General features: G+C 50.5%; 18 protein-coding genes. 10 read left to right on the forward strand and 8 right to left on the reverse strand.

Going from position 1 to position 22233, the window contains the following annotated elements:
• The 8 genes from HQN79_RS05475 to apbC all read right to left on the reverse strand — a co-directional run bounded on the left by HQN79_RS05475 (nt 1) and on the right by apbC (nt 9719).
• Nucleotides 1-765 (reverse strand): electron transport complex subunit E, encoded by a 765-nt coding sequence (locus tag HQN79_RS05475; protein WP_173284838.1) that lies wholly within the window; start codon nt 763-765, stop codon nt 1-3.
• Nucleotides 758-1414, reverse strand: coding sequence for an electron transport complex subunit RsxG (gene rsxG, locus HQN79_RS05480; protein WP_238843436.1), 657 nt, complete (start codon nt 1412-1414; stop codon nt 758-760). Before rsxG ends, HQN79_RS05475 begins: the two co-directional genes overlap by 8 nt.
• A 9-nt stretch (nt 1415-1423) precedes the next feature.
• Nucleotides 1424-2482 carry an RnfABCDGE type electron transport complex subunit D gene (locus HQN79_RS05485; protein WP_238843437.1) on the reverse strand — a complete coding sequence of 353 codons (1059 nt, stop codon included), beginning with the start codon at nt 2480-2482 and terminating at the stop codon, nt 1424-1426.
• Nucleotides 2482-4998 (reverse strand): electron transport complex subunit RsxC, encoded by a 2517-nt coding sequence (rsxC, locus tag HQN79_RS05490; protein ID WP_173284840.1) that lies wholly within the window; start codon nt 4996-4998, stop codon nt 2482-2484. Before rsxC ends, HQN79_RS05485 begins: the two co-directional genes overlap by 1 nt.
• The gene (rsxB, locus tag HQN79_RS05495; RefSeq protein ID WP_173284842.1) at nt 4999-5607 is read right to left on the reverse strand and encodes an electron transport complex subunit RsxB; all 609 of its coding nucleotides are present in this window, start codon (nt 5605-5607) and stop codon (nt 4999-5001) included.
• On the reverse strand, nt 5607-6182 hold the full coding sequence (gene rsxA, locus HQN79_RS05500; RefSeq protein WP_173284844.1) for an electron transport complex subunit RsxA: 576 nt from the start codon (nt 6180-6182) through the stop codon (nt 5607-5609). The genes rsxB and rsxA overlap by 1 nt, the downstream gene beginning before the upstream one ends.
• Nucleotides 6183-6267: 85 nt before the next feature.
• Nucleotides 6268-8376, reverse strand: coding sequence for a methionine--tRNA ligase (gene metG, locus HQN79_RS05505; protein ID WP_173284845.1), 2109 nt, complete (start codon nt 8374-8376; stop codon nt 6268-6270).
• Between the two features lie 212 nt (nt 8377-8588).
• A complete protein-coding gene (gene apbC / locus HQN79_RS05510; protein ID WP_173284847.1) occupies nt 8589-9719 on the reverse strand; it encodes an iron-sulfur cluster carrier protein ApbC in 1131 nt (376 codons plus the stop codon).
• Nucleotides 9720-9948: 229 nt separating this feature from the next.
• On the opposite strand from apbC, the gene mutL reads away from it, so the two are divergent.
• The 10 genes from mutL (at nt 9949) to HQN79_RS05560 (ending at nt 22212) form a co-directional block, all read left to right on the forward strand.
• On the forward strand, nt 9949-11889 hold the full coding sequence (gene mutL, locus HQN79_RS05515; protein WP_173284849.1) for a DNA mismatch repair endonuclease MutL: 1941 nt from the start codon (nt 9949-9951) through the stop codon (nt 11887-11889).
• A 15-nt stretch (nt 11890-11904) separates the two neighbouring features.
• Nucleotides 11905-12903 carry a tRNA (adenosine(37)-N6)-dimethylallyltransferase MiaA gene (gene miaA, locus HQN79_RS05520; RefSeq protein WP_202984522.1) on the forward strand — a complete coding sequence of 333 codons (999 nt, stop codon included), beginning with the start codon at nt 11905-11907 and terminating at the stop codon, nt 12901-12903.
• Nucleotides 12904-13233: 330 nt separating this feature from the next.
• Nucleotides 13234-13506, forward strand: coding sequence for an RNA chaperone Hfq (hfq, locus tag HQN79_RS05525; RefSeq protein WP_173284851.1), 273 nt, complete (start codon nt 13234-13236; stop codon nt 13504-13506).
• Between the two features lie 111 nt (nt 13507-13617).
• Nucleotides 13618-14958 (forward strand): ribosome rescue GTPase HflX, encoded by a 1341-nt coding sequence (hflX, locus tag HQN79_RS05530; RefSeq protein ID WP_173284853.1) that lies wholly within the window; start codon nt 13618-13620, stop codon nt 14956-14958.
• Nucleotides 14959-15117: 159 nt separating this feature from the next.
• Nucleotides 15118-16323: an FtsH protease activity modulator HflK gene (gene hflK, locus HQN79_RS05535; RefSeq protein WP_173284855.1), complete on the forward strand. Its 1206-nt coding sequence runs from the start codon at nt 15118-15120 to the stop codon at nt 16321-16323.
• Nucleotides 16323-17192, forward strand: a complete 870-nt coding sequence (hflC, locus tag HQN79_RS05540) for a protease modulator HflC (RefSeq protein WP_173284857.1) — start codon at nt 16323-16325, stop codon at nt 17190-17192. The genes hflK and hflC overlap by 1 nt, the downstream gene beginning before the upstream one ends.
• 39 nt (nt 17193-17231) lie before the next feature.
• Complete coding sequence (locus HQN79_RS05545) at nt 17232-17417, forward strand: DUF2065 domain-containing protein (protein ID WP_173284860.1); 186 nt, start codon at nt 17232-17234, stop codon at nt 17415-17417.
• A gap of 65 nt (nt 17418-17482) precedes the next feature.
• Nucleotides 17483-18649 carry an ATP phosphoribosyltransferase regulatory subunit gene (locus tag HQN79_RS05550; protein ID WP_173284863.1) on the forward strand — a complete coding sequence of 389 codons (1167 nt, stop codon included), beginning with the start codon at nt 17483-17485 and terminating at the stop codon, nt 18647-18649.
• 119 nt (nt 18650-18768) lie between these two features.
• Entirely contained in the window at nt 18769-20091 is a 1323-nt protein-coding gene (locus tag HQN79_RS05555; RefSeq protein WP_173284866.1) for an adenylosuccinate synthase, read from the forward strand.
• Nucleotides 20092-20310: 219 nt separating this feature from the next.
• Nucleotides 20311-22212 carry a SurA N-terminal domain-containing protein gene (locus HQN79_RS05560; protein ID WP_173284868.1) on the forward strand — a complete coding sequence of 634 codons (1902 nt, stop codon included), beginning with the start codon at nt 20311-20313 and terminating at the stop codon, nt 22210-22212.
• Nucleotides 22213-22233: the final 21 nt, after the last annotated feature.

The raw sequence follows: 22233 nt of genomic DNA on the forward strand, positions 1-22233 counted from the left end.
CTATTTGATAGCGATCTTAATGCCGAGGTCGTTCTGCAGTTTGGCGGCTTTTTTCTGGTCGATATAGTTTTTGGCCGCGATCAGCAGACCCAGTCCGATAAAAGCTCCCGGCGGCAGAATTGCCAGCAGAACACCTTGATAGTCGTCGCTGAAGGTGATGGTCCAGTTGCTTGCTGTTTCTCCGAACATCAAATAGGCCTGATCAAAAAGGGTTCCGGAACCGATAATCTCGCGCAAGGCGCCCAGCAGCACCAGAACCACCAAAAAGCCCAGTCCCATAAAGAAACCGTCAACGATGGCTTTATCGACGCTGTTTTTCGAGGCATAGGCTTCGGCGCGACCGAGAATCGCACAGTTGGTCACGATCAGGGGGATAAAGATGCCCAGTATGCCGTGTAAGGTATGGAAATACGCGTTCATCAGCAGGTCGATCATGGTGACGGCCGTCGCGATAATGGCGATATACACCGGAATACGGATTTCATCGGAGACGTGACTGCGAATCAGGGAAACCAGCGTATTGGAAACCAGTAATACCGCCAGCGTTGCCAGCCCGAGCCCCAAACCGTTAACGGCGTTGTTGGATACTGCCAGCAGCGGACACAGACCCAGCAGGGCGACCATGGCCTGGTTGTTCTGCCACAGGCCGTTGAGCATAATCTTTTTGTATTCGGCTTTTTTTGCCTGCCAGACGCTCGGCGTTGTTTCAATGGCATCGGCGGCGGTAGAATTCGGAGTATCCGCCAGAGTATTGGTATCAGTCATACAGCTTATCTCCTAACTCGTTGACCACTTCAAGCGCATGTTTAACGGCTCCGACGACAGCGCGCGGGGTAATAGTCGCACCGGTGAACTGGTCGAAATCACCGCCGTCTTTCTTCACTGCCCAGTCATACTGGTTGCCGGGGGTCAGGATGCGGCGGTCGAAAGAGAGTATCCAATCATGTTTCTGCAATTCGATTTTATCGCCGAGTCCGGGGGTTTCCGCATGTTTGAGAACACGTACGCCGGAAACCTGACCATCAGGAAAGATGCCGATCAGAATATAGATGTTACCACTGTAACCATTTGGCGCAATGGCTTGAAAAATGGCACCGGTCGGTTCAATTCCCTTGCGTGCCCGATAGACCGTTACCGGCTCTTTGGCACCGAGACGAGCCAGAATTTTAGGGTCTTTGAGCAATTTAGTATCTGCCAGAGGATCGTTATCATAGTATTCCGCCGGCAAAACTTCATTGAAGCGATCCAGTAGATTCTGCCGTTCGGCGGCATCGATTTTTGGTCCGGTCAGGGCGCGAACGCCAAGCAGCAGAATAATGCAGATCACCACGAAGGCGCTGAGTTTTCCTGCCGAGTTGCCCATCGCACGAAACAGGGCAGAATTAAACATCGGTTTTTGCGATTTCTGGCTCACGACTCTCTCCTATCGCTTATGTCCGAACACGCGCGGCTGGGTGTACTGGTCGATCAGAGGAACAGCGATATTCATCAGCAGTATGGCAAAAGCCAATCCATCGGGGAAAGTTCCCCAGGAACGGATGACATACACCAGAACGCCGATACCGCAGGCGTAGATAAAGCGTCCGACAGGGGTTGTGCTGGCGGAGACCGGGTCGGTAATGATGAAAAATGCCGCCAGCATGGTTCCACCGCTCAACAGAACAAAGCTTGCCGGCGGGTACATTTCCGGGTTATAGCCGTGGAAAATCCACGCCATCAGAAACAGCGAACCTAAAAAACCGACCGGAAACTGCCAGCGGATAGTACGTTTATACAGCAGATAGATGCCGCCGACCAGAAAGGCGATATTGATCCAGGCCCAACTGTTCAGGCCGAGCCAGTAATGGGTTTGGCTGGTATGGCCGGCGATCGGAGCCAGTGTATCGGCAACGGTTACCCCTTGAGCGATACCGATACGCATTTCGTTCAGCGGCGTCGCACCGGTGAGCATGTCAAAATCGGCCGAACTTAAAGCACCGGTGAAAATGACCTGAACCGCATCCATAAAGCCGAGGTAGTGACCACTGATTTCTGACGGCATAATCCAGGTGGTCATCTGCACCGGGAAAGAGATAATCAAGAAAGCGTAACCGAGCATTGCCGGGTTAAACGGGTTGTAACCCAGCCCGCCATAGATGTGTTTTCCGAAGATCAGCGCAAAGGCCGAGCCGGTGACAACCACCCACCAGGGAGCCGTGGGCGGAATACAGAACACCAGACCGGTGACGGTAATCAGCGCGCTGAGATCGGTTAGAAATGGCATGACCGGACGGCCACGCAGTTTGAGCATGCTGTATTCAACGACCAGGTAGGTAACGACCGCCAGCAGCCATTGAACGACAATACCGAAACCGAACAGGTAGATGTGCATCAGCAGTGCCGGCATGGCAGCGAGCTGAACCTGCAGCATCACCTTGCGCACGGTCTGATCGTTGTGCGCATAAGGTGAGGAAGGGGGGATAGGCATGCTTGCCGGATTCATCAATGCGTTTCCTCTTCTTGTTTTTTTCCATCGCCGGCTTTGCTCTCGGCCAGTTTTTGTTCAGCACGCTGTTGAGCGCGTTTTTCGGCTGCACGTTTTGCGGCAGCCATGGCCGCCTTTTTAGCCGCCGATTTGGCTTTGTCTTTGCTCTTTTCCTGATCGCTTTGCTGTACGGACGCTTTTTCAGGTGCTTCTGCATTGCGTGCCGTAGACGGTGTTTGTTCCGATGCAGGTTTTTCAGCGTTTTCGACTGGTTCCTGTTTTCTTTGTGCCAGTTTGCGCGATTGAGCCGCAGCTTTGGCTTTTTCGATAGCGGCACGCCGCGCCTGCTCTTTTTCCAGTGCCGGCGAAGTCTCCTGAGACGCCTCCGTTAAATCGGTTGTTTGCGTTTCAACTGGTTCGGAAGATGCGTTTTTGGCTTCTTGCGCTTTTTTTCGGGCAGCTGCCGCTTTGGCTGCGGCAATCGCTTTGTCGCGAGCGCTGTTTTTTGGCATCTTATTTTGATCAAGCTTCTGCTCGGAAGCCTGATCCGTTTTGTGGATGGTTGCGGTTTCAGTGATTTCCGCAGATGCCTTTTCTTCGCCACGTTTTTGCGCCGCTTTTTTGGCTGCGGCCGCTTTAGCCGCGGCGATCGCTTTATCTCGAGCACTTAACGGCTTGCTCTCTTTCGGGGTCTCTTTTTCCGCTGTCTGTTTTTTAGCAGCAGCCGCTTTAGCCGCGGCCATGGCGCGTTTTTTGGCCGCCTCGGCCTGCGCTTCCTTGTCTTTGCCGGTCGTAAGGCTCTGACCTTTGACTTTCTTGTCTTTGTCGGTCTGTCCCTGTTTGTTAGCGGCGGCTTTCTGTGCCGCCAATATCGCTTTTTCGCGGGCGCTTAAAGGTTTGTCGCCAGCGGCTGAAGACGCCTTTTTCGATGCGGCTGCTTTTGCGGCGGCCGCACGGGCAGCGGCAGCGGATTTGGCAGATGAATCCGAGTCGGTTTTCGGGTTTTCGGCACTCTGTTTTTTAACCGCTTCTTTCTTCGCTTTGAGACGCGCTTCGCGTTCGGCTTTTTCGCGTTCGATGCGCGCCAGCTTGAATTCATGACGTTTTTTAGCCACTTCCGCCGCTTCTTTCTCGGCATTCAGCAGTTTGATTTCGGCTTTGGCATGTCGGTAGTACTGCACCAGCGGGATATGGCTCGGACAGACATAGCTGCAACAGCCGCATTCGATACAGTCGAAAACATTCAGTTTTTCAACTTTTTCGTATTCATGACCTTGAGCGTGCCAATACATCTGTTGCGGCAGTAGATTAACCGGGCAGGCGTCCATACACTCGCCGCAACGGATGCACGGCATCTGCATTTCTCGCGGTTCTGGCGGATTGGCGAGAATACAGTTTGTGGTTTTTATCACCGGCACCGCGTTATCCGGCATCTGTACGCCCATCATCGGACCACCCATGATAAGCGGATAATCAAGGGGCGATTTCGGTTCGGCAAGTTCGGCCAGAGCATTGAAAGGCGTTCCGATCAATGCATCGATATTAAATCCTTTTTGCAGTCCTTGACCGCTGACCGTCACCAGACGCGAAGTCAGGGGTTCTCCGAAGGCGACGGCGCGGTACAGGGCGCGCAGGGTCGCGACATTCATCATTAGAATGCCCTGGTCAATCGCATGGCCGCGCGCAGCCAGTTCCACTCCGGTAATTTCATATACCAGCTGTTTCTGTCCGCCCATCGGATAAACGGTAGCGACTTCGTGGATGCGGCTGGCAACCGGAGTTGGTTGCGAGCCGGAGAGCTGTTCGATGGCCGTTTGCATCTGATGAATCGCTTGCGGTTTATTGTTTTCGATACCGCAAACGATTTCGTCGATCCCCAGAGCATGAGCCGTGATCTGCGCGCCGAGCAAAATTTCCTCAGCATGGGTTTGCATCAACAGGTCGTCGCAGCTGATAAAAGGTTCGCATTCGGCGCCGTTGATAATCAGCGTACGGATTTTGCCTTTTTCCCGAGGCAGTTTGGCGTAAGTCGGGAAGCCGGCGCCGCCCATACCGATAATACCGGAATCGGCGAGGATATCTTTCAGCGGTTGAGGTTCTGCCGGCCATTCGCCGTTGCTGTTCAAAGCGTTGTCGATGGCGTCATCGCGACCATCCGGCTTGATTACGATACACAGCGATTGCAATCCGGACGCGTGCGGCAGAGTGCGCGGTTCGATGGCGGCGATCACTCCGGATGTCGGGGCATGCACCGGAACCACCAGTTTCTTGTCGGCGCTGCTGTCGGCGCGGGCGATCAACTGGTTTTTACGGACTTGTTCGCCGACTTCTACCAGAGGTTTGGCTTCTTCACCGACCGGCTGGGCCAGCGGAAGAATCAACTCTTGTGGAATGAAGCGGGCATGAATCGGATTACGTGCACTGAGCGATTTATGGTATTGCGGAAAGACGCCGCCGTGAAAGCGGTACAGCAAGCGTTTTGCCATCGGATAGATCGGTGCCAGGGTGTTCGCCAGTGATTGCAGCAGACTCATTTACGAATTCTCCTGCAACAGATTTGCCAGAGGCTTGGAGTCGTTCGGCAGGGCGCTTTTAGGTTCGTTCGGTGCCGGCCATTGCCAGTTTTTCAGATTGACTTCCTGCGGACGCATTTCGATGCAATCCACCGGACAAACCGGAACGCACAGTTCACAGCCGGTGCACTCCTGCTGGATCACGGTATGCATCATTTTCGTGGCCCCGAGAATCGCATCGACCGGACACTCTTTAATGCACAGAACGCAACCGATACAAAGGTCTTCGTCGATAAAGGCGGTTTCCTTCGCTTTTTCATCCGCCGAGGTGTCTTCCATCGCTTTCTGCTCGCGTCCGGTGATTTCGGAAATCTTGATCATGACTTCGGTCCCGCCGGGAACGCACAGATTGACTTCGGATTCGCCGTTGGCCAACGCTTCCGCATAAGGACGGCAGCCCGGAAAACCGCACTGGCCGCATTGTGTTTGCGGCAGTTCCTTGTCGATCTGATCGGCCATAGGGTTGCCTTCGACTTTGAAACGCACAGCCGCATAGCCAAGCGCCAGCCCGAACAGCAGTGCCAGCGCAAGAAAAATTCCCAGCGCTTCAAGCCCGTGAATCCAATCCATCAGACCAGACCTCCGAAGCCCATAAAGGCCATCGACATCAGGCCGGCGGTAATCAAGGCAATCGGCGCTCCTTTGAAAGGACCGGGGATATCCGCTACTTCAAGACGTTCACGGATTGAGGCGAACAGCACCATGACCAGAGTAAAGCCAATCGCCGCGCCCATACCGTAAAAAGCCGATTCGATAAAGTCGTTCTGTTCTCCGACATTCAACAAAGCAACCCCGAGAACGGCGCAGTTGGTGGTAATCAGCGGCAGATAAATACCCAGCACCTGATACAGTACCGGCGAAGTCTTGTGAATCGCCATTTCGGTAAAGCCGACGACCGCCGCGATGGCCAGTATAAAGGCAATTGTTTGCAGGTATTCAAGCCCGAAAGGCTGTAGAAGATAGGTGTAGATAATGTAACTGAGAACAGACGACAGCGTCAGTACGAAGGTTGTCGCCAGACCCATGCCCAGAGCGGCATCGGTTTTTTTGGAAACCCCCATAAAAGGACACAGACCGAGGAATTTGACCAATACAAAGTTATTGACCAAAACGGTACTAATCAAAATGATTGCGTAATCCTGCATCTGTATCCCTAAAGTGTTTTGAATGTTCGAGGCTGAATGTCTGATCGGCAAGGATCATTCAGCGCTCAACATCCGTAATGAAACATTATTTGACACGCATACCCGGTTTAGCGCCGTCATCCGGGTTCAGAATATAAAGATCCGATCCGCCCGGGCCGGCGGCCAGAACCATTCCTTCGGACAGCCCGAAACGCATTTTACGTGGCGCCAGATTGGCGACCATGACCGTCAGTTTACCGATCAGGTCTTCCGGGTTGTAGGCGGCCTTGATGCCGGCAAATACCTGACGCTGTTCAAAACCGATATCCAGAGTCAGTTTGATCAGTTTGTCTGCTTCCGGAACCGCTTCGGCGTTGACGATTTTGGCAATGCGCAGATCGATTTTAGCAAAGTCGTCAATAGTGATGGTTTCCGCCAGTGGGTCGAATTCGCCGGTTTCGGCCGTTTGCTTGTTTTCGCTCATCTTTTTCTCTTGGGATTGTTTCTTAGGTTTACTGTCGTCTTTTTTGCCGTCCGGAACTGATTTAGCCGTCAGAGATTGGGCTGAGGCTTCAACCATTTTCTCGATAGCCGGCATTTCCAGACGCGTCATCAAAGCTTTGAATTTGTTGATTTCATGACCCATCAACGGCTGATGCACTGCTTCCCATTGCCATGAATCCAGGTTGAGGAATGCCAGTGATTTTTCTGCCGTTGCCGGAATAACCGGCGCCAGATAGCTCATCAGAACACGGAAAAGGTTGATCCCGACCGAAACGGATTCGTACAACTCGGCTTCTTTCCCTTCTTCTTTAGCCAGAACCCAAGGGGCGGTTTCGGCAATATATTCATTGGCGCGATCGGCCAGCGCCATAATTTCGCGCATGGCGTGTCCGTACTCGCGTTTTTCGTACAGACCGGCGATCTCTTCGGAAGCATTAGCGAACTGCAGGTACAGCTCGTTAGCAGAATCCGACCAGCTTTCGGCCAGTTTGCCGTCGAATTTTTTCTTGACGAAACCGGCGCAACGACTGGCGATATTGATGACTTTACCGACTAGATCCGAGTTCACGCGCTGGGCAAAATCTTCCAGGTTAAGGTCGATATCGTCGATACGGCTGGTCAGCTTGGCTGCGAAGTAATAACGCAGATATTCCGGATTCAGATGTTCCAGATACGTCTTGGCCATAATGAAGGTACCGCGCGACTTGGACATCTTCTGACCGTCAACGGTCAGGAAGCCATGCGCCCAGACCGCATCCGGGGTACGGAAATCGGCTCCGGAAAGCATTGCCGGCCAGAAAAGGGCGTGGAAGTTAATAATGTCCTTACCGATGAAGTGATACAACTCGGCCTTGGAGTCTTTAGCCCAATATTCGTCAAAATCCAATCCGGATTTTTCGCAATAGGCTTTGAAGCTCGACATATAGCCGATCGGCGCATCCAGCCAGACATAGAAGTATTTATCTTTCTCGCCCGGAATTTCAAAACCGAAGTAAGGTGCGTCGCGGGAGATATCCCAGCCGCGCAGACCGCTATCCAGCCATTCATCAATTTTGTTGGCGATCTGAGTCTGCAGGTGACCTTCGCGGGTCCAGCTTTTCAGCATGTCGGCAAACTGATCCAGTTCGAAGAACAGGTGGTCGGAGTCTTTTTCAATCGGCGTAGCACCGGAAACCGCGGATTTCGGATTGACCAGATCGGTCGGTGCATAGGTTGCGCCACAGGCTTCACAGTTATCGCCATACTGATCCTCGGCCCCGCACTTCGGACAGGTTCCCTTGACGAAACGGTCCGGAAGGAACATGGATTTTTCCGGATCATAGAACTGCGAGATCGATTTGCGTGCAATATAACCTTTCTCTTTAAGACGGTTATAGATCAACTCGGCGTAATATTTGTTTTCCGGAGAGTTGGTGCTGTGATAATGGTCGAATGCGACGTTAAATCCGGCAAAATCGGCCTGGTGCTCTTCGGATGATTTGGCAATTAAGGCTTCCGGGGTAATGCCTTCGGCTTCGGCACGCAACATAATCGGAGTCCCGTGCGCATCGTCGGCACAGACATAGACGCAGTCATGACCGCGCATTTTCTGAAAACGTGACCAGATATCGGTTTGGATATATTCAACCATATGCCCAAGATGGATCGGTCCATTGGCATACGGAAGGGCACTGGTAATCAAGATTTTGCGAGGATGTGGAGGCGTTGCCATAGTCTGCTGCAGTCCTTATTAATTATTTGCTGTGCGTGAAAACGTTTAAACGCTAATACGTCGCCGAATCCAGATGCTTGGAAAGGGCGGTCCGACGAACGTGAATTGATGCGGTCGGTTTAGCGCAAAATAGCCGTGTATTGTAATGGCTTTTTCAGATTTTTGCTGGAGTTTGTCCGCCTCTAAAGCGGTGCAAAAGAGGCGGGCGTCGATCAGGTGTTTTGGATCACGATTTCCGGGAATACGCCGGCGTAGTTGCGTTTTTTGACCCCGATCTGCGCGCCGATCTGGTGTGCGATATTACGGTATTTACCGGCAATTTCGCTCCCCGGTTCGGCTGTGACCGTTGGAGCCCCTTGATCGGCTTCTTCGCGGATGCGTTTATCCAGAGGCAAGGCGCCGAGGAAATCGACATGATATTTTTTAGCCATCTCTTCGCCGCCGTTCGAACCGAAGATCGCTTCTTCGTGGCCACATTGCGAACAGATATGTGTACTCATGTTTTCGATAATGCCGAGAATCGGAATTTCAACCTTCTGGAACATCTTCAGGCCTTTTTTGGCGTCAATCAGCGAGATCTGTTGCGGGGTGGTGACGATCACCGCACCGGTAACCGGAATCTGCTGCGCAAGCGTCAATTGAACATCACCGGTCCCCGGAGGCAGGTCAATAACCAGATAATCCAGCTCGTCCCAGTTGGTTTCTTTGAGTAGTTGAGTCAGTGTCTGGGTGACGATCGGGCCGCGCCAGATCATCGGGGAATCTTCGTCGATCAGCGCGCCGATCGACATCGCCTGCAGTCCGTAAGCTTCCAGTGGTTGCATGCTTTTACCGTCTTTGGTCTGCGGTTTATCCTTGATGTTGAGCATGGTCGGGATACTTGGGCCGTAGATATCGGCATCCAGAATGCCGACCTGTGCGCCTTCCTGTTGCAGGGCCAGAGCGAGATTGACTGCCGTTGTCGATTTGCCGACACCGCCTTTACCGGAGGCGACCGCGATAATGTTTTTGACGTTCGGCATTGGCGTAGTGCCTTTCTGCACGTCATGAGCAACGATTTCGGTTTTGAATTCGATGCTCACCGTCGAAATGTCGTTCAATTGTTTCAGACAGTGACTCAGGTTCTGTTCGATGGAAGGCCACAAACTCTTGCACGGATAAGGCAGGCTGATTTCGAGTGTGATTGCATCGCCTTTAAGATGCATGGCTTTAAGGGCTTTTAACTCGATCAGGTTTTGCTCTGTGTGCGGTAGATTATAGGTTTTGATCTGTGCTTCGATCGCTTCCTGGAGTTCTTCGCTGATTTTGGATGCGCCACCAAACAGTTTGCCTAAAAATCCCATGTCTGTATCCTTTTGTTACCCTGCGTCTAAGCGTTTGTCCGCTGACTGAAGTACCTGAAATATCGGTCGATTAGAAAACTGCGTATTTTATCAGTTTCCGGCAACGAATGCTTTATGCATTCTATGGGATGTGGCGCTTTCTCCGAGGAAAAGGACGTTATAATAAGCCGCTTTGAAAATGGAAAATCTTCCGAGAAGAATCAGCGGCAAAGTTTTTGAGAGTGGATATATGAGTTTATTAGCCTGGCTGGCAGAATATCAGACCCATGCACCGATCCGTGCGATTGAAACCCTGCCGGGAAATCTCGCCGACCAGATCGCCGCCGGAGAAGTGGTGGAAAGGCCGGCGTCGGCAGTGAAGGAATTGCTGGAAAATGCATTGGACTCCGGTGCGGATCAGATTGAGATACACCTTCAGGAGGGCGGGAATCAGTCGATCGAAGTAATTGATAACGGCCGGGGGATTCCAAAGGAAGAACTACTGCTGGCGGTAAGCCGACATGCAACCAGTAAAATCTATTCGATGCAGGAGTTGGTTGCGGTCAGATCGCTCGGTTTTCGCGGGGAGGCGCTGGCCAGTATCAGTTCCGTCTCGGACTTTACGTTGCGCAGTCGTACGGTACACGACAAGAGTGCTTGGCAGATCAGTGCGCGCGGCGACGGAAATTGGCATGGACCGGAGCCATCGGCCGGTCAGCAGGGGACATCGGTAAAGGTCAATAATCTGTTTTTTAATACCCCGGCGCGCAAAAAGTTTCTCAGAGCGCCGCGTACCGAGTTTCTGCAAATTGAACAGCTGGTGAAACGCATTATTCTCAGTCACCCGCAAGTCGGCTTTAAGTTGATTCATAACGGCAAGATGGTGCGACACCTTCCTGCCTGTCAGGATGAGCTGAGCTTGCAGAATCGATTGAAGAATCTCCTGGGACAAGAGTTCGTCGAGCACTCACTGGAAATCGAGTTCAATACCGATGATTGGCATTTGACCGGCTGGGTCGGCTTGCCGACATTCAACCGGTCGCAGACCGATATGCAGTACCTGTTCGTTAACGGACGTGTCGTCAAGGACCGCAATCTCTCATTTGCTTTGAAGCAGGCGTATGCCGATGTGTTGTATCACGGACGTCATGCCGCCTATGTTCTGTTTCTGAATGTGCCGCCTGAGCAATTGGATGTTAATGTGCATCCGGCCAAGCATGAAGTGCGCTTTGCCCGTAACCGTGAAGTGTATGATTTTCTGCGGCGCTCGGTGCGCGATGCGGTCGGCAAACCGCTGGCGGCGTCGGAAAGTCTTCAGCCCGGCAGCGGGAAATCGCTGGATGGTGCGCAGGATTTGGATCTCAAGTCCGAAGCCAAGCCGATGCATTTGAACTTTACGCAACGGTATGACAGCGTTTCAGCGGACGAACTTGAAGCGGCTCGACAGTTTCAGCAGCCGTTTGCTTCTTCTTTCGGGGGGCGTACCGAGCAGGCGAGGGATCTTTCCAGGCTGATCGAAGAGCGGCGTTTCCACGGAGAAAGTCAGGTTCAGGAAGCCGAAGCACCGGTTTATCAGAGTGAGCGGGGTGAAAACGATGACAGTCCGGTGCCGCCACTGGGCTTTGCCAAGGCGCAGCTGCATGGCGTGTTTATTTTGTCGGAAAACCGGCATGGACTGGTATTGGTCGATATGCATGCGGCACACGAAAGAGTCGTCTATGAGCGTTTTAAACAGCAGTGGAAGCAGCTCAGATTGCAAAGTCAGCCGCTGCTGGTTCCGATGGCGGTAACGTTGGATGTTTCACAGATTCTGGTGTGGGAAGAGTTTGAAAAAACGTTTAGTGATCTGGGATTCGAGCTCGAAGCAATGGGCCCGGAACAGTTGAAGGTTACCGCAGTTCCCGCACTGTTGATCAAGTCGGATGTGGTACGTCTGCTTAAGGATATGTTGGCGGATTTTGCCGAATTCGGCGAGTCCAGTGTCGTTGAAGAACGCATCGACAGCATTCTTTCCACTATGGCCTGTCACGGGTCAGTCCGAGCCAATCGCAAATTAACGGTCCCGGAAATGAACGAGTTGCTGCGTCAGATGGAGCAGACCGACAAGATTGATCAATGTAACCATGGGCGCCCGACCTGGGTTCAGTTGTCTATGGATCAACTCGATAAACTGTTTATGCGCGGACAATAGGTTGGATAGCTGAAGATGAGTGAATTCAAAGAGTTGGATTGTAATAGTTGTAGTGACTCTCAGGAAATGGTATCCCGTTTGATTGCCGAGAAAAAAGCCTTGGCCTTAATGGGGCCGACGGCTTCCGGTAAGAGTCAATTGTCGATGGCGCTGGCGCATTGTCTGGATATTGAAATTATCAGTGTCGATTCTGCACTGATCTACCGGGGGATGGATATCGGATCGGCCAAGCCTTCAGTCGAGGAACTCGCACAGGTTCCACATTACCTGATCGATATTGTTGATCCGGCCGATTCATATTCCGCATCGGAATTTGTCGAAGATGTTCATCGGCTTGTTGCAGAAATATTCAGTCGCGGGCGTCTGCCGGTTATGGTCGGTGGAACTATGATGTATTTCAATGCGTTACAGCAGGGTATGAATGAACTGCCTCAGGCGGATTCGGCCATTCGTGAAGATTTACAGCGGCAGTGGCGCGAGAACCCGCAGAGTTTGCATGCACAATTAGCGGAGATCGATCCGGTTTCAGCTCAGCGCATCCATCCGAACGATCCGCAGCGCCTGATCCGCGCGCTGGAAGTTTACCGTGCTTCAGGAAAAACGCTGACCGAACTGCGGGCCGAACCGACCAAAAAAGCCTTGAGTGCATTCACTTTGCTGAAAGTGGGGCTGATTCCGGAAAATCGTGCGCAGTTGCACCGGCAAATTGAAACGCGTTTTATGCAAATGTTGGATGCAGGCTTTATCAAAGAAGTCGAATCCTTGCGTGAAAACCCGCAGCTGCATGAAGAGTTGCCATCCATTCGCTGTGTCGGTTATCGTCAGGCTTGGAGCTATCTTGAAGGCGAATACGATTACGAGACGTTTGTGCATAAGGGGGTGGTGGCGACGCGCCAGTTAGCCAAGCGTCAGCTGACCTGGTTGCGCAAGGAGGAGGGTATGCTGGTAATCGATCCGTTTACAACCACCTTGCAGCAGCGTTTAGACCGTGTTTGCCAATTTTTATCCCTGTGAGGTCGAGGTTTACGGTTATCTGATATGGCGTTGATTGGATTTCTACAGTCCTGGAGAAGGTGTTGCAACCCTTAACTGGTAGGGGTATCAGATTTATTAATAAAATTTTTAATAGCGTATGTTATCCTCTTGCTGTTTAATACGTAAAAATATCGCGAAAACACCTTAACTACGGTTTTTTACAGGGTTAAATCCTTAAAAAACAGTCAGTTTTCGGTTTTTACAGGTTAAACTAGACTCGGGTTGCGAAGAATGGATTCGTGACGGCGTTCTTTCAGTGAAAATGTGACTGAAAAAAAACAATAAAAAATAACAATAATAGGAATCAGGATGGAGAATAAAAAAGTGACTAAGGCACTGCCGATTCAGGACCCTTATCTAAATGCGCTTCGTAAAGAGCGTATCAACGTTTCGATCTATTTGGTCAATGGCGTCAAGCTTCAGGGTAAAGTGGATTCGTTCGACCAGTTTGTAGTGCTTCTTCGATCTAATGTTACTCAGATGGTGTACAAACATGCCATCTCTACGATTGTGCCAATGCGTGATCCGAAACCTTATGAGTTCGGTCATGAGCAGAACGCCAATAACTCTGAAGGCGAATAAGCCGATCCCACGCGATTTGATTCCCTTAATTCTCCGAGTGTTCAACAAGTTTCGGTTGCTTTATAATAGCCGCCCTCTAAAGGCTAGGATTCAGCCAGCAACGGAAACTTAATGGAATTATTTGATCGTCTAGAAAGACGTGAACTGGAACGAGCGGTTCTGGTTCACGTTGACTTCCACAATGAAGCCGACCGTGAAGAAGTCGATGAACTCTACGAGTTAGTCGAATCTGCCGGTGCGGAAATCTGTACTCTGGTGACAACCAAACGCAGTCACCCCGACCCTAAGTATTTTATCGGTAAAGGTAAGGCCGAAGAGATTAAGGATGCTGTCGAGCTTTTTGATGCCGATGTCGTCATCGTCAATCATGCCTTGACCCCGGCTCAGGAACGTAATCTCAGCGACTATCTCGAATGTCAGGTGTTGGATCGTATCGGCCTGATTCTGGATATCTTTGCGCAAAGAGCGCGTTCGCATGAAGGGAAGTTGCAGGTCGAGCTGGCACAGCTGAAACGCATGGCTACACGTCTTGTACGTGGTTGGAGTCACTTGGACCGTCAGGGCGGTATCGGCGCGCGAGGTCCGGGGGAAACTCAGCTGGAAACAGACCGCCGTCTGGTTCAGGGGCGAATCAAGCAGCTCGAAGCGAAAATCGAAAAAGTTCGTAAACAGCGAGATCTTGGGCGTCGCTCACGTAAACGTTCGGAATTACCGACGGTCACGATTGTCGGTTATACCAATGCCGGTAAATCAACGCTCTTCAATTATCTGACGTCGGCCGGCGTCTATGCGGAAGACCGTCTGTTTGCGACGCTGGATTCGACTTTGCGTAAAGTTCGTCTGCCGGGTGCCGGTGAAGTGATTTTTGCCGACACGGTTGGTTTTATCCGCCATATCCCGCACGATCTGGTCACTGCTTTTCGGTCGACGCTCGAAGAAACCCGTGAAGCCAGTCTGTTGATTCATCTGATTGATGCAGCAGATCCACATCGCGAAGAGAAAATTGCCGATGTCGTCGAGGTAATCGCCGAGGTCGGTGCGCAGGATGTACCGCAGCTGATGATCTTTAATAAGATTGATGCACTTGAGCCGTCTATGGAACCAAAGGTCGATTACGACGAAGACGGCTATACACCGAAAAGGGTTTGGATTTCCGCCAAAGAGGGGCAGGGAATCGAGCTGATGATGGACGCGGTTGCCTCTTTTTTCAAGGGGCGCTTCTATACGGTAGAACTGGTGCTGGATGTAACGGCCGGTAAGCAGCGTGCTCAGTTGTACCAGCTGGGCACTATTCTTGAAGAAGGTTTTGATGAGCAGGGGAACAGTCTGTTTAAAATGAGCCTGACAGAGCAGGAATGGAATACTATTAAAGAGTGGCCGCAGTTTATAAAAGCTGAGGTCCTTGAGGAGCAGGAGTCATCGGAGGGTAACCTTGAGTTAACGGCCTTATAAGGAGGTTGTGAGTCTTAATAAAATTCCTTAATAGATGACTTTTGCTTTTAGACTATCTACAATAGTCGAACTCTTGTCGAAATTTGCTCAAAAGTACTTAATGATAAGTCGTGAGCAGAAGGGCAAACGATTTAAATGCTAACGCATGGAGAAGGTTGAATGGCTTGGAATGAACCAGGTAAACCAGGACAAGATCCCTGGGGTAATTCAGGAAATAATGGCGGCGGTAACCGTAAACCGAATCGTGGCGGAGACGACGATCTGACAAAGCTGCTGAAAAAGGCGGCGGAGAAACTGAACGGCGGCGGCTCTTCAGGTGGAATCGGCGGAATCGGCGGAACAGCTATTTTCGCAGTTATTGTTGTTGTCTGGTTGCTTTCCGGTATTTACATTGTCGATCCTGCTGAACGCGGTGTTGTCACACGCTTCGGTGCTTATGTTGATGAAACCAAAGCGGGGCCGCACTGGCATCTGCCGTATCCGATTGAGAACGTGACTATTGTCAACGTGGATCAGATCCGTACCGCTGAAATCGGTTACCGTTCCGATGTCCGTAACCGCGCCGGCAATGTTCCGAATGAGTCTTTGATGCTGACAAAAGACGAAAATATTGTCGATCTTAAGATCGCCGTGCAGTATCAGGTACGCAGTGCCAACCAATATCTTTTCGAAACAGCTGATCCGGATCCAACACTGCGTATGGTTGTCGAAAGTGCCTTGCGTGAAGTGGTCGGTCAAAGCCGTATGGACTTTGTCTTGACCGAAGGGCGTAACGAAGTGGTTGCTCGTGTACAGGAATTGGCGCAAGAGCGATTGGATGCCTATACTACCGGGTTGCTGATTACCTCGGTCAACCTGCAGGATGCACAGCCACCGGAACAGGTTCAGGCGGCATTTGCCGATGTGGTCAAGGCGCGTGAGGACCGTGAACGTCTGATTAACGAAGCTGAAGCCTACTCTAACGAAATTCTGCCGATTGCCCGCGGTAAGGCGGCACGTCAGTTGGAAGAAGCCAGCGCGTATCACGATCAGGTGATTGCACAGGCAAAAGGTGAATCATCACGCTTTACCAGCATTGTCAGCGAATATAAGAAAGCGCCGGAAGTTACCCGTAACCGCTTGTATATTGATGCGGTATCAAACGTACTGGGCTCGACTTCGAAGATTTATGTCGGTTCTTCGGATGCCAACAATCTGCTCTATCTTCCGCTGGATAAAATGGTTGGCTCACAGCAGATGAGAATTCAGCCGAATATGGATACCACTGCTGCGCAAACTCAGAGTTCGAACAGCAGCAGTACGAATACAACCAGCAAACCGACTTCGAATATACGCGATTACCTAAGAAATAGGGAGCTACGTTAATGAAAGCAGTCTTATCGATTTTAGTTGCCGTAGTGTTGTTTATCGGCAGTAGTTCCGTTTATATCGTTAATCAATGGGAAACCGCGGTCGTTCTACGTCTGGGGGAAATTGTTAAAGCGGATGTTAAACCTGGTCTGCATTTCAAAATGCCGTTCGTCAACAACGTTCGCCGCTTCGATTCGCGTTTGCAGACACTGGATTCTGCGCCTGAACGTTTCCTGACCAGCGAGAAGAAAAACCTTGAGGTTGATTCTTTCGTACGTTGGAAGATCCAGGATGTTGCCAAGTTCTATACCACTATGAACGGAGATTTCCGTTTGGCGGGTATGCGTCTTGGACAGATCGTTAAGGACGGCTTGCGTGCCGAGTTCGGTAACCGTACCGTTAAGGAAGTGATTTCCGGAGAGCGTGTCGAGATTGCTCAGAAGATCAAAACCGCTACCGCGAAAACCGCTGAGTCTTTCGGGATCGAGATCGAAGACGTTCGTATTAAACGTATCGATCTGGCGCAGGATATTTCCGAGTCGGTTTACCGTCGTATGGAAGCCGAGCGTAAGCGTGTTGCCAAGGATTTACGTTCCAAGGGTGCTGAGGCTGCGGAAAAAATTCGCGCCGATGCGGATCGTCAGCGATCGGTTATTCTTGCCGAAGCATATTCCCAGGCTGAGATTATTCGAGGTGAGGGGGATGCTCAAGCCGCGGATATTTACGCCAAGGCGTATAACCTAGATCCTGAGTTCTACTCTTTCTATCACAGCATCAATGCTTATCAGAAGTCGTTTAAGGATAAGTCCGATGTGATGGTGGTTGATCCGAACTCGGATTTCTTCAAATACTTTAATAACCGTGCTCAGCCATCCGCTGAGTAATATCGAGAAGGTGGGGTAACCCACCTTTTTTATGGAATCATGTTAGAGACGTTACTGGCCGCCATTGCTCTGGTCTTCATTCTGGAAGGCCTGATGCCGTTTGCCTTTCCGCATTTCTGGAAAAAGGTTATGAGTGAAGCGGTTATGCAGCCTGAAAATGTCTTGCGGATAATGGGTTTGATCTCCATTGCCATCGGCATGATTCTGCTACTAATTTTTAGTTAAGCGGACGAAATTGTTTTACAATACGTCGGCTCAGACAAATTTAAGAGATTTAAAAGAAGTTCACAATGCAACAATCGACGTGGTTCACGCCTGAAGGCCTGGAAGACCTGTTACCGCCTCAAGCACAAAAGCTTGAATTTTACCGCCGCCAGTTAATCGATGGCTTTCACCTGTCCGGTTATGATCTGGTGTTGCCTCCGCTAGCGGAATTTACCGATTCTCTATTGACCGGTACGGCTCGCCATATGGCGATTGATACGTGCCGTTTCACCGATCAGGAAAGCGGTCGTATGATGGGGGTTCGTGCGGATATGACTCCTCAGGTTGCGCGTATTGTTTCCAACCGTCTGAAGGCGCAGGGAGAAATTTCACGCCTGTGCTATGTCGGTGAGGTTCTGAAAACCCGCAATAATAAAGCCAAAGGTTCACGCAGCCCGATTCAGGTCGGTGCGGAAATTTTCGGTCACAGTGGCCTGGACAGTGATATCGAAATTGTCGAGTTGATGCTGGAAAGCATGAGTCGCATGAAACTGGATGTCAAGCTGAGTCTGGGGCATGTAGGCATTGTGGATGAATTGATTGCGTTGGCGTGTCTGAATGCTAACCAGTCCAAAGATTTGATTGATATTCTTGAGCGCAAAGCGATTCCGGAATTCAACGCTTTTGTCGCAGAGCATTTGGGTGACAGCGAATGGGCGCAGCGTTTCAATCAGCTATTGGCCTACTGCGGCAACGCACAGGATGTGATCGGTCAGGCTAATGCAGGTTTTGCCGGTCTTTCGTCGGCAATGGATGATTATCTGAATCACTTGCAGGGCATGATTGATCATCTGGGCAAAATGCATTCCGTTGATATTCATTTGGATCTGGCCGACATTCGCGGTTACCAGTATCACACCGGAATTATTTTTGCGGCCTACAGCGCCTGCGGTTTCCTGCAGCCGATTGCCAAGGGCGGTCGATATGATGATATCGGTGCTGATTTCGGCCTGGCTCTGCCGGCGACCGGTTTCAGTCTGGATTTGCGCGGGGCGCTGGATCTGTTGGAAGACACGGATGAAACGGCTACACAAACCGTCTATGCTCCTTGCGATTCGGATGTTGATCTGCAAGTCGCCATCCGTCAGTTGAAACAGCAGGGCATCAAAGTAATCAAATCTTATGATGCCGGACAAGTACCGGCCGGAAGCCAGCAACTTGTCAAAGAGAATGATGCCTGGACGGTGAAGTAAGGTTTCAGGTAATTAATGCTACTGCTGTAAAGCAGCCTTGCAACAGAATTTGACAGAGAGGCCTCGGCAAAACGCCAGCGCCTCTCTTGTTTTGTAAACTTAAGCTAAGAAGAAAAATTATGACCAAACGCAATATCGTTGTTGTCGGCACTCAATGGGGTGACGAAGGTAAAGGAAAAATTGTTGATTTGTTAACTGACCGCGTTGCGGCAGTGGTTCGTTTCCAAGGTGGGCATAATGCCGGCCATACCCTGGTAATTGATGGTCATAAGACAGTTTTGCATCTGATTCCTTCCGGAATCCTGCGTGAAGAGGTTGAGTGTTTTATCGGTAACGGTGTTGTACTGGCTCCGGATGCCCTGCAAAAAGAGGTTGCTCAGCTTGAAGCAGGCGGTCTTCAGGTTAAACAGCGTTTGAAGATCAGTGACGCTTGTCCTTTGATCCTGGACTACCATGTCGCTTTGGATCAGGCGCGTGAAGCGGCACGTGGTAAAAAAGCAATCGGTACTACCGGTCGCGGCATCGGCCCGGCGTATGAAGACAAGGTTGCTCGCCGCGGTCTGCGTGCCGGAGACTTCCGTAATATGGAAGCCTTTAAAGCAAAACTGCAAGAGACGCTTGCGTTCCATAACTTTGCGCTGGAAAACTACTACAAGACTGATCCGGTAGACTTCGACGAGTTGTGGGACAAGTGTCAGGATTACGCAAATCTGATTGTACCGATGCTGGCTGATATTCCGAATCTGATCGATCAGTATAACCGCGAAGGTAAAAACCTGATGTTTGAAGGCGCTCAAGGGACGCTTCTGGATATCGATCAGGGAACCTATCCGTACGTAACTTCTTCCAATACTACCGCCGGTGGTGCAGCTGCGGGTGCCGGTATCGGTCCGACTCATCTGGATTATGTATTGGGTATCACCAAAGCGTATGCAACCCGAGTCGGTGGCGGACCTTTCCCAACCGAATTGTGTTACGACTGTGTAACCGATGAAGGGGATGAAACCGGTAAAGAGCTGGGGACTCGCGGCCATGAGTTCGGTGCTACTACCGGACGTCAGCGTCGTTGCGGTTGGTTCGATGCGGTTGCATTGCGTCGTTCGGCGCAGATCAACGGCTTGACTGGTATCTGTCTGACTAAACTCGACGTTATGGATGAGTTGGAAGAGGTTAAAATCTGCGTTTCCTACAATAAAGATGGCGAAACACTGATGCTACCTCCGTCAAGTGCCGACGAATACGAACGTTGCGAGCCAAATTACATTACTCTTCCGGGTTGGAAAACCTCGACGGTCGGTATCGCTTCCTGGGAAGCACTGCCTAAAGAGGCCCAAGACTATATTCGTTATCTGGAAAAAGAGGTCGGCGTTAAAGTATCGATCCTTTCAACCGGACCGGACCGCGCGGAAACATTGGTACTGGACGATCCTTTCGAAATCTAATTCAAATCCCAACAGATTTTCGATCTCAAAAACCCAGGTTTATGCCTGGGTTTTTTGTTTTTGGCCGTAATTTTTATATGGATTTCGGCAAAGTCATTTTATCTGTACTCTTTTGCGCAGAAAGCCGCTCCGTTTGGCGTAAATATAATGAAACGCCGCGCTGAGATTGGTATCATAGCAGGACTTTATTTTGTGTATTTTGCTAACGAAGGAAAGCGCATGTTACAAGCAATTCGAGATCGTGCCCAAGGCTGGATCGCTTGGGTGATTATCGGAATTATTATCTTGGTTTTTGCTCTATTTGGTATTGAACAATACGCTCAGGGAGACAAAAGTGTCGATGTCGCCGAAGTCAACGGAGAAAGTATCGGTAGTGGTGAGTTTCTGACGCTATACAATGCGCAAAAACAGCGCCTTCAACAGCAGTTCGGTGATATGTACGACACCGTCGTTAAGGATGAAGATCTGCGTAACCAGGTACTGGATGCGTTGATCGAATCGAAGTTGATCGAGCAGTGGGCCGATTCCCAAAAGATGGTCATTTCCGATCCTCAGCTTGCGGCAGCAATTCAATCCGCTCCGGTGTTTCAGGAAGAAGGCAAGTTTTCCGATAAGGTTTATAAGGAAATTTTGAGTCGCAACGGTTTCAGCGTCGCGCGTTTCGAACATGAACAGCGTCAGTTCCTTCTGGAAAACCAGTTCAATAATCTGCTGATGAGCTCAAGTTTTGCAACCGATGCGGAAGTGTCTCAGCTTGCTGAATTACAAGCGCAACAGCGTGAAATTAATTACATTCGTGTTGATCAGCGTCCGTTTATGGATCAGGTGACTGTCAGTGAACAGCAGGTCGCCGAGTATTTCGAAGCCCATAAAGCCGATTACATTGAATCTGAGAAGGTTAAAGTTGATTACATTGACCTTTCCCAGCAGCAGATCGCCAAAAATATTGCAGTCACCGACGATGCGATTGAAGCGTTCTACAATCAGAACAAATCACTGTTTACCACACCTGAAAAACGTCAGGCCAGTCATATTCTGATTCGTACTCAGGAAGGTGAAGAATCCGAGCAGAAAGCGTTGGAGAAGATTAATGAGATCAAGACCAAGCTGGATGCAGGCGAAGATTTTGCCGAGCTGGCAAAAACCTATTCCGAAGACCCTGGCTCGGCTTTATCCGGTGGTGAATTGGGCAGTTTTGAACAGGGAATGATGGTTCCGGAGTTTGATCAGGCGGTCTTCTCGATGCAAGCCGGTACGATTTCCGAACCGATTAAAACCGAATTCGGTTACCATCTGATCAAACTGGAAAAAATTCAGCCTCAATCGGTTAAGCCGTTGGCTGATATCCGCGATCAGGTTGTAGCGGAATACCGTAATCAGGAAGCAGAAAAGAAATATTACGATCTTCTTGATCAGATGAACACGATGGTTTACGAACAGCCTGATACGTTGCAGCCTGCGGCAGATGCATTGGGACTTAAGGTTCAGAGCAGTGAATTCTTCGGACGTCACGGCGGAGTGGATGAGCTAACGTCCAATCCGAAGGTTTCTCAGGCGGCGTTTTCTGACGATGTCCTGAAATCAAAACTGAATTCTACAGCCATTGAATTGGGTGATAACCGTGCGGTGGTCCTTCGTATCAACACTTATCAGGAAGAGCGTCAAAAGGCTCTGTCTGAAGTGGCTGACGAAATCAAACAGCAGTTGTTGCGCGAGGCGGCGGTTGCAGAATCGTCCAAGCTGGCGGATTCTCTATTGGCTAAAGTGCAACAGGGTGAATCGCCTGAGTCATTGATGAATAGTGGTGTTGAATGGCATACCGTCGGCTGGGTTGGCCGTGATTCGAAAAATATTCTGCCGCAGATGCTGGCTGAAGTTTTCAAAATCAAGAAACCGCAGAAGGGTGAATCGGTATGGCATAAATATCAGCTTCAGACCGGGGATAGCGTTCTGATTCAGTTGAAAGGCGTGAAGTCACAAGAGCTTACTGCTCAACAGCGTGACAACCTTAAGAACGCATATTTGGAGTTAAACGGTAACGCTGAATTAGCAGCACGGTTGAATGCGCTTAAAGCGACTGCCGATATTGAGAAGTTGAAGGTCTATCAGACACTGAAGTAAGCTTGTCTCAGCTCTAAAACG

Source organism: Thiomicrorhabdus xiamenensis (assembly GCF_013282625.1).
GTDB lineage: Bacteria > Pseudomonadota > Gammaproteobacteria > Thiomicrospirales > Thiomicrospiraceae > Thiomicrorhabdus > Thiomicrorhabdus xiamenensis.

What these genes read in the sequence shown, in the direction of transcription:
- HQN79_RS05475 (WP_173284838.1), bottom strand. Translation starts at nt 765, where the DNA reads ATGACTGATACCAATACTCTGGCGGATACTCCGAATTCTACCGCCGCC.
- rsxA (WP_173284844.1), bottom strand. Translation starts at nt 6,182, where the DNA reads ATGCAGGATTACGCAATCATTTTGATTAGTACCGTTTTGGTCAATAAC.
- hfq (WP_173284851.1), top strand. Translation starts at nt 13,234, where the DNA reads ATGGAGAATAAAAAAGTGACTAAGGCACTGCCGATTCAGGACCCTTAT.
- hflC (WP_173284857.1), top strand. Translation starts at nt 16,323, where the DNA reads ATGAAAGCAGTCTTATCGATTTTAGTTGCCGTAGTGTTGTTTATCGGC.
- HQN79_RS05545 (WP_173284860.1), top strand. Translation starts at nt 17,232, where the DNA reads ATGTTAGAGACGTTACTGGCCGCCATTGCTCTGGTCTTCATTCTGGAA.
- metG (WP_173284845.1), bottom strand. Translation starts at nt 8,376, where the DNA reads ATGGCAACGCCTCCACATCCTCGCAAAATCTTGATTACCAGTGCCCTT.
- rsxB (WP_173284842.1), bottom strand. Translation starts at nt 5,607, where the DNA reads ATGGATTGGATTCACGGGCTTGAAGCGCTGGGAATTTTTCTTGCGCTG.
- hflK (WP_173284855.1), top strand. Translation starts at nt 15,118, where the DNA reads ATGGCTTGGAATGAACCAGGTAAACCAGGACAAGATCCCTGGGGTAAT.
- mutL (WP_173284849.1), top strand. Translation starts at nt 9,949, where the DNA reads ATGAGTTTATTAGCCTGGCTGGCAGAATATCAGACCCATGCACCGATC.
- rsxC (WP_173284840.1), bottom strand. Translation starts at nt 4,998, where the DNA reads ATGAGTCTGCTGCAATCACTGGCGAACACCCTGGCACCGATCTATCCG.
- apbC (WP_173284847.1), bottom strand. Translation starts at nt 9,719, where the DNA reads ATGGGATTTTTAGGCAAACTGTTTGGTGGCGCATCCAAAATCAGCGAA.
- HQN79_RS05560 (WP_173284868.1), top strand. Translation starts at nt 20,311, where the DNA reads ATGTTACAAGCAATTCGAGATCGTGCCCAAGGCTGGATCGCTTGGGTG.
- HQN79_RS05485 (WP_238843437.1), bottom strand. Translation starts at nt 2,482, where the DNA reads ATGAATCCGGCAAGCATGCCTATCCCCCCTTCCTCACCTTATGCGCAC.
- miaA (WP_202984522.1), top strand. Translation starts at nt 11,905, where the DNA reads ATGAGTGAATTCAAAGAGTTGGATTGTAATAGTTGTAGTGACTCTCAG.
- HQN79_RS05550 (WP_173284863.1), top strand. Translation starts at nt 17,483, where the DNA reads ATGCAACAATCGACGTGGTTCACGCCTGAAGGCCTGGAAGACCTGTTA.
- HQN79_RS05555 (WP_173284866.1), top strand. Translation starts at nt 18,769, where the DNA reads ATGACCAAACGCAATATCGTTGTTGTCGGCACTCAATGGGGTGACGAA.
- hflX (WP_173284853.1), top strand. Translation starts at nt 13,618, where the DNA reads ATGGAATTATTTGATCGTCTAGAAAGACGTGAACTGGAACGAGCGGTT.